The organism is Paractinoplanes abujensis (assembly GCF_014204895.1).
Classification (GTDB): Bacteria; Actinomycetota; Actinomycetes; order Mycobacteriales; family Micromonosporaceae; genus Actinoplanes; species Actinoplanes abujensis.
The window spans coordinates 7,432,089-7,444,301 of record NZ_JACHMF010000001.1 but is presented as its reverse complement, the minus strand read 5'-3'; the positions used below and the strand labels follow the sequence as shown (position 1 = coordinate 7,444,301).

At 70.2% G+C, this 12,213-nt stretch carries 16 protein-coding genes and 1 pseudogene; 6 read left to right on the top strand and 11 right to left on the bottom strand.

Features of this window, described 5'->3' with window-relative positions; all coding sequences use genetic code 11:
- Nucleotides 1–8: 8 nt before the first annotated feature.
- The gene (locus BKA14_RS34185) at nucleotides 9–1,991 is read right to left on the bottom strand and encodes a sensor domain-containing diguanylate cyclase (RefSeq protein ID WP_184954890.1); all 1,983 of its coding nucleotides are present in this window, start codon (nucleotides 1,989–1,991) and stop codon (nucleotides 9–11) included.
- An 81-nt stretch (nucleotides 1,992–2,072) separates the two neighbouring features.
- Between BKA14_RS34185 and BKA14_RS34180 the strand changes: the two genes are divergently transcribed.
- On the top strand, nucleotides 2,073–2,687 hold the full coding sequence (locus tag BKA14_RS34180; protein ID WP_184954889.1) for a 5-formyltetrahydrofolate cyclo-ligase: 615 nt from the start codon (nucleotides 2,073–2,075) through the stop codon (nucleotides 2,685–2,687).
- A 133-nt stretch (nucleotides 2,688–2,820) separates the two neighbouring features.
- Nucleotides 2,821–3,033 (top strand): annotated as a pseudogene (locus BKA14_RS45325) (FmdB family zinc ribbon protein); the annotation flags it as partial.
- 14 nt (nucleotides 3,034–3,047) lie between these two features.
- Here the strand turns inward: BKA14_RS45325 and BKA14_RS45320 are convergent.
- Nucleotides 3,048–3,269 (bottom strand): hypothetical protein, encoded by a 222-nt coding sequence (locus BKA14_RS45320; protein ID WP_239092585.1) that lies wholly within the window; start codon nucleotides 3,267–3,269, stop codon nucleotides 3,048–3,050.
- A gap of 599 nt (nucleotides 3,270–3,868) precedes the next feature.
- On the opposite strand from BKA14_RS45320, the gene BKA14_RS34170 reads away from it, so the two are divergent.
- Nucleotides 3,869–4,333, top strand: a complete 465-nt coding sequence (locus BKA14_RS34170) for a hypothetical protein (protein WP_239092586.1) — start codon at nucleotides 3,869–3,871, stop codon at nucleotides 4,331–4,333.
- 138 nt (nucleotides 4,334–4,471) lie between these two features.
- Here BKA14_RS34170 and BKA14_RS34165 read toward each other — a convergent pair whose 3' ends face one another.
- On the bottom strand, nucleotides 4,472–4,648 hold the full coding sequence (locus BKA14_RS34165; RefSeq protein ID WP_184954885.1) for a hypothetical protein: 177 nt from the start codon (nucleotides 4,646–4,648) through the stop codon (nucleotides 4,472–4,474).
- 64 nt (nucleotides 4,649–4,712) lie between these two features.
- Between BKA14_RS34165 and BKA14_RS34160 the strand changes: the two genes are divergently transcribed.
- Nucleotides 4,713–5,033 (top strand): translation initiation factor 2, encoded by a 321-nt coding sequence (locus tag BKA14_RS34160; RefSeq protein ID WP_308441168.1) that lies wholly within the window; start codon nucleotides 4,713–4,715, stop codon nucleotides 5,031–5,033.
- A 3-nt stretch (nucleotides 5,034–5,036) separates the two neighbouring features.
- Here BKA14_RS34160 and BKA14_RS34155 read toward each other — a convergent pair whose 3' ends face one another.
- Nucleotides 5,037–5,513: a DUF2231 domain-containing protein gene (locus tag BKA14_RS34155; protein WP_184954882.1), complete on the bottom strand. Its 477-nt coding sequence runs from the start codon at nucleotides 5,511–5,513 to the stop codon at nucleotides 5,037–5,039.
- A 160-nt stretch (nucleotides 5,514–5,673) separates the two neighbouring features.
- Between BKA14_RS34155 and BKA14_RS34150 the strand changes: the two genes are divergently transcribed.
- The gene (locus BKA14_RS34150) at nucleotides 5,674–6,108 is read left to right on the top strand and encodes a Fur family transcriptional regulator (protein ID WP_184954880.1); all 435 of its coding nucleotides are present in this window, start codon (nucleotides 5,674–5,676) and stop codon (nucleotides 6,106–6,108) included.
- A 41-nt stretch (nucleotides 6,109–6,149) separates the two neighbouring features.
- Nucleotides 6,150–7,007, top strand: a complete 858-nt coding sequence (locus BKA14_RS34145) for an oxygenase MpaB family protein (protein ID WP_184954879.1) — start codon at nucleotides 6,150–6,152, stop codon at nucleotides 7,005–7,007.
- 24 nt (nucleotides 7,008–7,031) lie between these two features.
- Here BKA14_RS34145 and BKA14_RS34140 read toward each other — a convergent pair whose 3' ends face one another.
- The 7 genes from BKA14_RS34140 to BKA14_RS34110 form a co-directional block, all read right to left on the bottom strand.
- Entirely contained in the window at nucleotides 7,032–7,856 is an 825-nt protein-coding gene (locus BKA14_RS34140) for a RecB family exonuclease (protein WP_260417532.1), read from the bottom strand.
- A 92-nt stretch (nucleotides 7,857–7,948) separates the two neighbouring features.
- Nucleotides 7,949–8,566 carry a MarC family protein gene (locus BKA14_RS34135; protein WP_184954877.1) on the bottom strand — a complete coding sequence of 206 codons (618 nt, stop codon included), beginning with the start codon at nucleotides 8,564–8,566 and terminating at the stop codon, nucleotides 7,949–7,951.
- Between the two features lie 52 nt (nucleotides 8,567–8,618).
- Nucleotides 8,619–9,473 carry a PHP domain-containing protein gene (locus BKA14_RS34130; RefSeq protein WP_184954876.1) on the bottom strand — a complete coding sequence of 285 codons (855 nt, stop codon included), beginning with the start codon at nucleotides 9,471–9,473 and terminating at the stop codon, nucleotides 8,619–8,621.
- 82 nt (nucleotides 9,474–9,555) lie between these two features.
- Complete coding sequence (locus BKA14_RS34125; RefSeq protein ID WP_184954875.1) at nucleotides 9,556–10,440, bottom strand: PH domain-containing protein; 885 nt, start codon at nucleotides 10,438–10,440, stop codon at nucleotides 9,556–9,558.
- Between the two features lie 9 nt (nucleotides 10,441–10,449).
- The gene (locus tag BKA14_RS34120; RefSeq protein ID WP_166661190.1) at nucleotides 10,450–10,608 is read right to left on the bottom strand and encodes a hypothetical protein; all 159 of its coding nucleotides are present in this window, start codon (nucleotides 10,606–10,608) and stop codon (nucleotides 10,450–10,452) included.
- 132 nt (nucleotides 10,609–10,740) lie between these two features.
- Nucleotides 10,741–11,400, bottom strand: coding sequence for a DUF6758 family protein (locus BKA14_RS34115; protein WP_311776125.1), 660 nt, complete (start codon nucleotides 11,398–11,400; stop codon nucleotides 10,741–10,743).
- Between the two features lie 82 nt (nucleotides 11,401–11,482).
- Nucleotides 11,483–12,115, bottom strand: coding sequence for a TrmH family RNA methyltransferase (locus BKA14_RS34110; protein ID WP_184954874.1), 633 nt, complete (start codon nucleotides 12,113–12,115; stop codon nucleotides 11,483–11,485).
- Between the last annotated feature and the right edge of the window lie 98 nt (nucleotides 12,116–12,213).

Below are 12,213 nucleotides of genomic sequence, written 5' to 3'. Positions count from 1 at the left end.
CCGCGAGACTAGCGGCCGCGCCTGTGTTGCTGCGGTCGTAACCCACCCGGGACGGCCGTCGCCTGATCAAAGTTTCCTTCATGATCACCAGAAGAAACCCCTGACTTCGTCACATCTGCGGGCTCCGCCAACCGGTACGTGTCGCGGCCCGCGTTCTTGGCCGCGTACAGCGCGCGGTCGGCGGCCGCGAGCACCTGCACCGAATTCTCGCCGTGCTCGGGATAGACCGCCACTCCGATCGACACGGTGATCGGGATCTGGACAGCGTCGACGGCCACCGGACGGCCCCGCACCGCCGCGCCGAGCCGTTCGGCGACGATCGCCCCGCCGTACGCGTCGGTCTCCGGCAGCAGCACCACGAACTCCTCGCCGCCCTGGCGGAACGCCACATCGACCTCGCGCAGCCCGACCCGGATCCGCCGGGCGAACTCGCCCAGCACCGCGTCCCCGGCCGCATGCCCGTACGTGTCGTTCACCTCCTTGAAGTGGTCGAGGTCGAGCACCAGGACGGCGAGCATGCGCCCGAACCGGCTGGCCCGCTCCACCTCCCGGCGCAGGGATTCCCGCAGGTAGCGGTAGTTCCACAACCCGGTCAGGGGGTCGGTCAGCGACAGCCGCTGCGCCTCCTCGTGCATCCGTACGTTGTGCACAGCCACTCCGGCCTGCCCGGCGAACGTACGCAAGGTGTGCAAGTCGGCGTCGTCGAACGCGTCCCCGCCGACCCGGTCGTAGAGGGCGAGCACCCCGAGCGTGGCCGGTTGGGGCAGCGGATCGCCCGGCTCCTCGGCCACCGCGGGAGCGCAGATCGGCACGGCCACGTACGTCAGGCAGGGCGGCTCGGCCGACACCGGCGAACCCTGCCCCCGCCGCGGTTCCCCGGTGGCGGCGACCGAGCCGAGCACACCCTGACCGACGGGCAGCCGACGCTTGATCAGCTCGGTGTCGGGCACGTCCCAGTCGCCCGGCAGCCCCACCCCGCACCGGGCGACCAGCTGATCGGTGGCCGGGTCGAGCAGCAGCACCAGACCCGCCCGGGCCCCCGTCGCGGCCAGGGCCGTACGCAGGATGACCTGCAGAATCCGGTGCAGGTCATGGGTGCTGGACAACGTCTCGCCCAGGATCGCCAGGTGCCCGCGCAACTGATCGCGGCTGGCCGTCAGCGCCTGCACGTACGCCTGCAGCTCGCGCGTCATCCGGTTGAAGGTCGCGGCGAGCCGGCCCAGCTCGTCGGCCCGCAGGATCGGCACCCGGGTGTTCAGGTCGCCGTCGGCCACCCGATCGGCGGCCCAGGCCAGCTCGCCCAGGGGCCGGGTCGTGGAGTAGGCCAGCCAGCGCGCCACCAGCACCGCGGCCAGCGCGACGGCCAGCACCACCGCAGGCAGCAGCGCGTACAGGAAGGTGGGTTTGCCCGGTGGCACGGTCAGCGTGAGCGGCAGGGGCTGCCCGGGCTTGGCGCTCAGGCGACGGTGTTCCCCGCTCGGCCGGTCGCCCGTCAGCCGCACGTCGGTGCCGCTGGCGGCGGCCAGCCGGGCCAGAAAAGCCTGGTCGACGGCCTGCGCGGCGGTGATCGTCTCGGGACCGGCGACCGACCGGGCGGCGATCGCGGTAACCGGTCCGCCCGTGGGCGCCGAGCAGTCCTGCCAGCCGGTGAACTCCACCGGGCGTGGCGCCGGCACCGTCGTCCCACCCGAGCGCGCCATCGCCGCGCTGACGATCTTGATGTCGGAGGCCAGGCCGCGAGTGATCAGCTGGGCCGCGACCGCCGATCGGTCGTCCGGGGGGACCACCGCCACCGCGTCGGCCGCCGCCTGCAACTGCCGGCACGCCGCCGCCATCCCGGTCTGCACCGTTGTAGCGGCATGGTCGAGCCGCTCGGCGATCCGGTCCCGGGAAACCGTGGCAACCGTGACCGCGACGAAGATGGACCCGAGCAGCACCGGACCGAGCACGACCACCAGGAAGGCGGTGGTGAGCCGGCCACGCAGCGTCACGCATCCTCCCGGGAGTGGCCCTCTTTGGAGCGATGCTGACATAGTGTGCACCGTTTGCCGCTTTTCAAAAGGGGGTGTTGCGTGCCCGATTTAACCCGTGATGCGGAAAGATCTCGCGCCGCCAAGCTGGCGCTCCGCGATCGTCTCCTCACATCCCGTCGCGCCCTGACGTCCTCCGCGTTGGCTGCCGCCGCCGTCACCATTCAAGATCAAGCCCTTTCCCTCGTACGCCGTGAGGACCGTTCAGTGCTGGTGGCGGCGTACGTGCCGGTGGGTCGCGAACCGGGCGGGCCCGGCCTGGTGCCGTCGCTCGCCGCCCACGCCCGGGTCCTGTTGCCCGTCCTCCTTCCGGACAACGACCTCGACTGGGCCGCGTATCCGTCCGCCACCCCTTCGCGTCTGGTCGACGGCCCCCACGGGCTGCGCGAACCCGACAGCCCCCGGCTCGGGGTCACGGCCGTCACCGAGGCCCGGATCGTCTTCGTGCCCGCCCTCGCGGTCGACCGCCGCGGCGTACGCATGGGCCGCGGCGGCGGCTCCTACGACCGGGCGCTGGCCCGCCTGAGCGCGGACACGTACGTGGTGGCGTTGCTGCACGACGGCGAACTGCTCGACCACGTGCCGTCCGAACCCCACGACCGCCCCGTCCACGCGGCGATCACCCCCGGCGGCGGCCTGACCGTTTTCGACACCTGAGCCGGCCGCCCGGCCCTCACTTGAACTGCCGCCCGGCCCTCACTTGAACTGCCGCCCGGCCCTCACTTGAACTGCCGCCCGGCCCTCGCCTGATCTGCCGCTCGGCCCTCAGCCGCGGGGTCGAGTGGACGAAATGACCTCCGATGGCGCAACATTGGCACTCGGAGTTGGCGAGTGCCAGCAGCCGACCAGATCCGGAGGAGCCGTGCCTACCTACCAGTACGCCTGCACCGAGTGCGGACACCAGCTCGAGGCCGTGCAGTCGTTCTCCGACCCGGCACTGACCGAGTGCCCGAACTGCCAGGGCAAACTCCGCAAGGTCTTCAACTCGGTCGGCATCGTCTTCAAGGGTTCGGGCTTCTACCGAAACGACTCCCGCTCCGGCAACGTGAGCGCCGAGAAGTCCGGCGGCAACGAGTCCACGAAGAAGGACGCCTCCACGAGCACGTCCACGAGTGACTCCTCGTCCACGTCCTCGTCGTCCTCGCCGGCCAGCTCGTCGACGTCCTCGTCCACCACGACGTCGTCCTCGTCGTCGTCGAGCAGCTCGAAAACCCCCGCCGCGTCCTGACCGCACCCCACGAACCGCGCCGGCGCCCCCTCAACCCGGCGCGGTTCGCTGTGCCCTGACCACCGGCCCGCCGCCCGCCGCGCCGGTCACCCGTCCAGGCCCACGCCGGTCAACCGCTCGCCGTCCCCCGCCGAACGCCGCGCAGCCGCTCACCACTCCCGGCAGCCGCTCGCCACTCCCGGCCGCCGCTCGCTACTTCCGCCACACGCCGAGTAGCCGCGCAACCCTCGCCAACACCCAGTCACGCGTCCCTGGCCCCACCAGGTCCACCCCCTGGACCACCCACCACGGCCCTCCCCCTGGACCACCCACCACGGCCCTCCCCCTGGACCACCCACCACGGCCCTCCCCCTGGACCACCCACCCGGGGGGCTTTGTGAAGGTACGCCATCCGCGAGCCCACCCCCGAGTTATCCACAATTCCGGGTTATCCACAGGGCTCGAGCGAACGATCTCCCGCCTCGCCTAACGTCCGCCCCGGCGCCGCAAGACCGCGACGTCAGGGCGAACGGAAGGGGCATGGCCGATGGGCAGGACCAGGTTGGATACTGCCCTCCCCAAGGCGCCGGGATCATCCAGCCGCGACCGCGGCGATGGGCGCCTCGATCCTGTGCGCTGGCGCCGGCCGGCTCGCGGCAAGCTGTTACGCCTCGTCATTGTCGCGATCCTGCTGGTTTCCGCCGCTCTGACGGCGTGGTCCCCTTCCAGTGAGGGCGAGTGCGCCGCCCCACCGGCGTTCACGGTGCCCGCCGTCAAGACGCCGACGGCTTCAGCGCCGGTGGGCCAGGGCGGGCAGGTCCCGGCGGGCAGCGTCGGCGTTCCCGTCCGTCTGGCTGATCCGGCGGCGCTGGCCCTGGTCGAGGCGGGCAATCGGGTCGACCTGCTGCGCCTCGACGAACCGGCTGGCACCACCACGCCGGTCGCCGAGTCCGCCCTGGTCCTGCGGGTCACCGGCTCCGACGATCCCGCGGTCGGCGGCCTGCTGCTGGCGCTGACGCCTGACGAGGCCGAGCACGCAGTGGCCCAGCCCGGCCGGAGCTTCGCGGTCATGATCCGCCCGGAAGAGCCGTCATGACTCGCCCGCAAGAGCCATCACGACCTGCCCGGAAGAGCCGTCATGACCTGCCCGGATGAGCCGTCATGACCCGCCCGGAAGAGCCGTCATGACTTGCCATAGATCGGAAGAATCGTCTTGATGCAAGACCGGGGCAGCTCACCAGTGCGGCGGACGGTCCTCCAGAAGGCGGTCGTCGTTGTCGTAGGAGCGTTCGCCCCAGCCGCGCTCGGTGTCGTCCCGGGTCTGGTCGGGAAGGATCGCCGCCTCTTCCGAGTCGAAATCGACTTCACGCTCGGCGTCGTTGTCGCGCTCGGGCTCATCCAGGATGTCCACGCCTACGAGGGTAGGCCTGCGCCGCTGCCGAAGTCTTCCCCCTTCGGCTGTACCGTCGGTGAACGTGAGCTCCCCCACCGGCGTCCCGGACGACGCGTACTGGCAACGACCGGATCCCGATTCCGCCGCGCCCGAGCCCCCGCCGGAGGCGCCCACGCCCAGGAACGACTATCCGGGCCCGCCGCGCACCGCCCGGCCGTCAGCCAACTGGCGTCCGCCGACGATCGCGCATCCGCCGCCGCCGCGCAGCCTGCCGCCGCAGGATCAGGACGCGCTCGACGACGCCGAGGGCTCGGCCCGCACGGTCACGTACGGGGTGGGCCTGGTCGCCGGCGCGATCGCCCTGATCCTGCTGTGCCTGCTCTGCGCCCGGGTGATCTTCTAGAGCTCAGTAGGTTCCCCACACCGCGGTGGCTCCGGAGTCGCCGGTCTTGAACACGTAGTAGCCGGACAGCGCCGCGAGCACGATCAGCACGACGGCCGCGCCGACTTCGCCGATCATCGGGAGTCGGCCGCCGGCTCGGCGCCACGTGAGCGCCACCAGGACGATGCTCACCACGCCGAGCGCGAGCGCGAACCAGGCGGTGAGGGTGCCGAAGCCCATGTGGTCGTCGAGGATTTCTTTGCCGCGGCCGCTCATGCCTTGGTCGAGCAGGCGGTTGTAGAGCTCGGTGCCTGAGGCCTTCGCCACGAAGGCGGAGGCGGGGGCGGCCACCGCGAGCAGCACGACCGCCCAGCCGAGCTTGGGCCGCCAGCGGGGAACCAGCGCGTAGACCACTGCCCCCACCGCGAGCAGCGGGACGAAAATGACAGCGGCGTGCAGCACGAGCGCGTGCACCGGCAAGCCGTTGATCTGGTCGAACACGACGCCTCCTGAGGAACTGGTTCGGGCCGCCAGCTTAGAGATATCTGACGACGCAAGCATCTTCTGCCTGCACATACACCGGCCGAAGCTGTCCGGTTCAACTAAAACGGGATCTTGAGGGGGAGTTGGGGATTCGCCGATTCCGTGCTGTCATGGACCGATGTCGAACGGTGAGGAACTGCTGCGTGAGCACGGCCTTCGGGTCACCAAGCCGCGCCTTGCCGTGCTGGAAATCTTGGCCGAGCGCGGTCATCTGGAAGTCGAGGACATCGCTACCCGGGCCCGCACCCGCCTCGATTCGGTGTCGACTCAGGCCATCTACGACGTGCTCGGCGCGCTGTCGCGGGCCGGACTGGCCCGCCGCCTGGAGCCGGCCGGCAGCCCCGCCCGCTACGAGGCCAGGGTCGGCGACAACCATCACCACATCGTCTGCCGGGGCTGCGGCGAGATCGCCGACGTCGACTGCGCCGTGGGCGACCGACCCTGCCTGACCCCGTCCGGCTCGCACGGCTTCGAACTGGACGAGGCCGAGGTCACTTTCTGGGGTCTGTGCCCGGCGTGTCAGAGCCGCCGGGCGACAGAAACAACTACCTGAACGAGTTCAAGTTTCCGGCCCGAGCGTGGCACGCTGGATGTATGAGCGTCGACGTGGGGCTGTTCGGGCCGGATTCGGTCACCTGGAAGCTGCATCGCGAACCGATCCTCCTGCTGGGCGGCCTCCGCTCGCTCTACCTGCAGGCGCTGCACCCTCGGGCTGTGGCCGGTGTCGCCCAGAATTCCGGCTACCGCTCCGATCCGTGGGGCCGTCTCAACCGCACCTCCGAGTACGTCGCCACGGTCATCTACGGCACGACCGAGCAGGTCGAACGGGCCGCGAGCCGGCTGCGCCGCATCCACTCGTACATGACCGCGACGGATCCCCGTACGGGCGAGAAGTTCCGCATCGACGAGCCCGAGCTGCTGCGCTGGGTGCACGTGGCCGAGGTCGAATCGTTCCTCGACACCGCGACCAGGGCCGGCGTGAAGCTGACGCCCGACGAGGTCGACCGGTATTACACCGAGCAGCTCCGGGCGGCCGAACTGGTCGGCCTCGACCCGGCCACCGTGCCCGGCACCGCCGCCGAGGTGGCCGCCTATTACGAGACGATGCGCCCCGAGCTGACCCTGACCAAGGACGGCGCCGAGACGGCCCTCTTCCTCACCGTGCCACCCGCGCCCGACTGGGGTCCGGCCGCGCTGCGCCTGGGTCTCACCCTCGGCCCCACCCGGTGGGCCTATCTGGGCGTGGCGAGCACCGCGATCGGCCTGCTGCCGCCGTGGGCGCGGCGCCTCTACGGCGGGCCGGGCTGGCCCAGCACCGACCTGACCGCGAACCTTTCCGCCCGCGGCCTGCGCCTGCTGCTCGACACGGTGATCAGCTCACTGCCGAGCAAATATCGGGTGCCACCGATCCGGAAAGCGGCACTTGAGCGAGCCGGAGTCGCCGAGGGCTGAAAGGCCAGGTCGAAAGCCGGCAGGTCAGACCGTCAGGTGATTGACCGACTCCCACGGGTCTTTGGCCGGGGCTTCCTGGCCGGCGGGACAAAACCGGCGGAAGTCGCACCACGAGCAGAGCGCTCCGGGATTGGTCGGGAACTCGGCGTCGGGGTCGGCCCCGGCGGCCACGGCCCGCTCGGCCGCCATGATGTCGCGCGCGGTGTCCTCGGCCCGGCTCACCTTGCGGGCCAGCGACTCCTCGGTGTGCTCGTGCGTCGCGACCGTGCCGGTGGGCAGGTGGTGCAGCTCGACCCGATAGCTGGGGCGACGGAAGACCCGCTGCGCCGCATACGCATACAGCGCCAGCGCCTGCGAGCCGCGCGCGTCGTCGGCGTCGAGCCCGGAGCGGCCGGTCTTGTAGTCGACGATCACCGCCTCGGGACCGTCGGGGCCCTGGCGCGCGTCGATACGGTCGGCCCGGCCGTTGAAGGCCAGCACCGCGGTCTTGGTGGCCACGACGCGTTCCACCCCGAGCGGCTCGTCGAGCGGATCAAGACCCCGTACGTACGTCTCCAGCCAGCGCAACGCCACCCGATAGGTCACGCGTTCCTGATCGACGTCACGATAACCCTCGCGCACCCACGTGGCCTTGAGCAGCCCCGGCAGCGCCTCGGGCTCGCGCCGGTCGACGGGCTGCGCATACCAGTTCTTCAGGGCGGTGTGGACGCTCGCACCCAGCGAGTTGTGCGCCCAGGGCGGACCCTTGGGCGGCGAGGGGCGGTCGACGTAGGAATAGCGATAGCGGCGCGGGCAGTCCTCGAACGCCCCCAGCTTGCTCGGCGTGCACACGAAGAGCCGCTCGGGCATGCCGTCGAAGCCGAGTTGCTCGGGAACCGCTCCGCGGGACTTGGTGGGGGGCACGGAAGCAATCCTGCCAGCCGGGTACGACAAAAACGTCGTCAGGGCGCGTTGATGTAAAGCTGGACAAAGGCGTCGATCGCGTCGGCGATCAGCTGCACCGCGATGGCCGCCAGCAGCAGGCCGGCGATGCGGGTGAGCACCTCGATCCCGGCCGGCCGGAGCAGCTTGACGATCACTCCGGAGAAGCGCAGCACGAGCCACACGGCCAGCATGACCAGCAGGATCCCGATGCCGATGACCAGGTATTCGTCGGCGCTCTCGGCCCGCTGCACGAAGAGCATCGTCGCGACGATGGCACCCGGACCGGCCAGCAGCGGCGTGCCGATCGGCACGAGGGCCACGTTGGTGGTGCCACCCTGTTCGGACGGCTCGTCGGCCTTGCCGGTGAGCAGCTGCAACGCGACCAGGATGAGCAGCAGGCCGCCCGCGCCCTGCAGGGCCGGCAGCTCCACGTGCAGATAGTCGAGCAGGGTCTGCCCGGCCACCGCGAAACCGACGATCACCCCGAGCGCGAGGAGCACGGCCTGCGTGCCCGCCTTCATCCGGGCGCGACCGTCCATCGTGCCGGTCAGGGCGAGGAACACCGGCACCATGCCGGGCGGGTCGACAATGACCAGCAGGGTCACGAAGACCTCGCCGAGCAGCTTCAGATTCACCCGATCAAGGTAGGACTCGCACCGGCCAGATCGCAGTTCGGTGCGTCCAGAGTCACCCCAGGACGGGAACGCCGGTGGCGGCCGACACAATTTTGTCGTACGCCTCGGGGGCGGTCGTGAAGTCGCCCAGCTGGACGGTCTTGTGCGTGCCGTGAAAGTCGGACGATCCGGTGACTACCAGCCCGAGGTCGCCGGCGAGCGCGCGCACATGTTCCCGCTCGACCGGCGAGTGGTCCTCGTGGTCGGCCTCGAGCCCGAACAGCCCCGCCTCGGCCAGCTCGACGATCAACCGATCCGGCACGACCCTCCCCCGTACGGTGGCTCTGGGATGGGCGAAAACGGCCACGCCGCCTGCCGCACGCACCGCCCGCACGGCCTCGAAAACATCAAGATCTGCTTTCGGTACGAAGTAACGCGCGCCGAGCCAGCGCGAGGCGAACGCCTCGTTGGTGGTGCGGACGAGCCCCGCCCGGATCAGGGCCTGCGCGATGTGCGGGCGGCCGACCGAGCCGCCCCGGGCGTAGCCGAACACCTCGTCCCACGTGATCGGCACGCCGTCGGCGGCCAGTTTGCGCACGATCTTCTCGGCGCGTTGTTCCCGATCCGTACGCAGGCGGGCCAGGTCAGCGGCGAGACGCGGCTCGGCCGGGTCGAACAGGTAGGCCAGCAGGTGCAGCGCGATCGGCCACTGCTCGGCGCCGTGCCACCGGCAGGACAGCTCGGCCCCCCGCACCAGGCGCAGCCCCTCGGGACGGGCCTCGGCCGCGGCCTGCCAGCCCCCGGTGGTGTCGTGGTCGGTGATCGCCATGACGTCGAGACCGGCCACGGCACCCGCCTTGACCAGCTCGGCAGGGGTCAAAGTGCCGTCGCTGGCCGTGGAATGGCAGTGCAGGTCGATTCGGGTCACCGCAAAACGCTACCGGCCTCGCGCCAGCCGCCGGCGCCGGGCGCGACGATCCGTTCGTCACACCCCTTTTCCCGTACGCCGGTCAAGCGTCGTCGCCGTCGCTGTCCTTGCCGAGGCGCGCCTCCACCGCCTGCGGCTCGTACATCTCCTCGACCACGCGCAGGTAGAGCTCGTTGGGGTTGGGCAGGTGCTTGACCTCGCGCAGAGCCTGGTCCTGACCGGCCGACTCGAGCACGAACGTGCCGTAGCTCAGCATGCGGCCGAGCGCGGACTGCTCATACTTCATGTCGGTGACCCGCAACAGGGGCATCATGGCCACCCGGCGGGTGATGATGCCGTTGACCACCATGACCCGCTTGTTGGTCAGGATGAAGCGGTCGAAATACCAGTCGAAGACTTTCCAGGCGACCCAGCTGATCACGCCGAGCCAGATCAGGACGGCCGCGGTGACCAGACCGTTGATGTTCTGCCGGGTGAGAAAGCCGGCCAGATAGCCGAGCAGGAGCGTGGCCCCCGCACCGATGCCCAGCGGCGTGGTCAGGTGGATCCAGTGCCGCTTCCACTCGCCGCGATAGCGCTCGGTTGGGAAGAGGTAGCGAGCGACCAGTGTGGTCGGTTCGTCCTCGAGGGGCAGCACACGCCGTGGTCCGCCGCCCCCACCCTCGGGGCCCAGGCCCTCGAGCTCTTCCTCGGTGAAGATGGGTGCTTCGTACTCGTCGGAGGCGTCGTCGTAACCGGCGCGATAGCCGGAATCACGCGCGTAGCTCGCGTCTTCCGAGTAACCGGCGTCGGGCGAGTAGCCCGCGTCCGGATTGAAGCCGGGACCGTCCGCATAGGGCCGACGCCGGCGCGCACGATCGGGGTCCTCATCGAACGCCGGGTCGTTGTACCCGAAGTTCTCGTCGTCGTCCCGAGGGCGCCCGGCGCCCTCGCCTCGAGGCTCGTGCGGCTCAGCTGGACCACCCATGTGGTGATGCTAAGCGACGAGGTTGGTGAAGAACGTGCCGAAGCCTCGGGCAATATCGGCGATCGTGCCTCCGAGTGACTCGAACACCGACGCCGCCGAGTTCGGGTTGAAGGCGATGAAAAAGATCAAGAATGCGATACCAAGCCAGGTCAGAACCTTCTTGATCATGGCGGGCCTTCTCCTGTGGGTGCGGGTGACGGTCAGCGCCGCGGCAGTACTGACGGTATCAGCTTCGTCGCTCGGTGTGAACATTGTGGCCGAAAAGCCGATTCCGTTCCCGCAGGTCAGAGCCCAACTTGACTAGGCCTTGCCCTGCAGGTACGGCGACGGCGCCCCGTACACAAGCTCGGGCGGCAACCCCTCGGAGAGGTCGTGCAGGACGACATGCTCCGCGAGGAAGTAGCCCGCGCTTGCGGGCCAGGCTATCGCATAGAGCCACATTCCTTTCGCCTCACTCACGTATGCGCTTCGATCCTCCGGGGACTTGACGCACCACAGTGGAGTGGGGTGGCCAGCCGCCTTGATCTTGGCGTGGGGACCGTGGCCGGCGCCGTCGGCAAGCGCCTCGGCGATCAGATGGCCGGGGTCCAGGCCGGGGATTCCCGCGAACCTGGTGCCGAGGCCGACGCCGGGCTGCTCGGCGATCAGCACGACGTCCGCGGGGCCGCCGCCCAGCGGTTCGGGGCCGCTACAGGCGAGCGCTGAGGCCCTCGGACCGGAACGATCGTCGCCGGCCCAGCCGGCCCCGGTGACCATCCAGCCCACGGGCAACGGCCACGGGCACCAGAACGGCACGCCGGTGCCGGGCGCTGCCGGGCGGCGCAGCATGCTCTCGACAATGTCGCCGTTGATGTGTTCCGCCACGTGGAACGGCGGGACGTCGCCGCAGTTGTCACAGCGCCATTCGCTGTGCATCAGGTCGGGTTTGCGCACCTGTGCACCACATCTGGGGCAACTCACTGTGACACCCACGCTCTTTACCGTGCGGCTCGCGGGAGGCCGCGTCAAGCGAATCCGCAGAACCCGGGCCTATCAGCAAGATTCACCCGGGCGGGGGTCCCGCGTGCGCGCGAATCCACGCGTGCATGGCGATGCCGCTGGCCACCCCCGCGTTGATCGAGCGGGTGGAGCCGTACTGGGCGATCGAGAACAGCTCGGCGCACGCCGCCCGGGCCGGTTCGGAGAGCCCCGGACCCTCCTGACCGAAGAGCAGGACGCACCGCCGCGGAAGTGTCGCGGTCTCCATCGGCCGAGAACCGGGCAGATTGTCGATCCCGATCACCGGGAGGTCGAGGCCGGCGGCCCAGGCCACGAATTCCTCGATCGTGGAGTGGTGCCGCACGTGCTGATAACGGTCGGTGACCATGGCGCCCCGCCGATTCCACCGCCGCAACCCGACGATGTGCACCTCGGCGGCCAGGAAGGCGTTGGCATTACGCACCACGGTGCCGATGTTGAAGTCGTGCTGCCAGTTCTCGATGGCGACGTGGAAGTCGTGCCGGCGGGTGTCCAGATCGGCGACCACCGCCTCGCGGCTCCAGTAGCGGTAACGGTCGACGACGTTGCGGCGATCGCCTGCCGCGAGCAGGTCGGGGTCGTATCGTGGGTCGCCGGGCGGGTCACCGGTCCACGGCCCGACGCCGACCTCGGCGGACTCGTCCTCAGCGGCAATCATGAGCGGTTACGCTACCCAGCCGGACGCGCGGCCGGATCACCCCCGTGGCGAAAACGGGGGGAGACGCAATGAGCGGCGGGGCCCTCCCCGGCACCCGC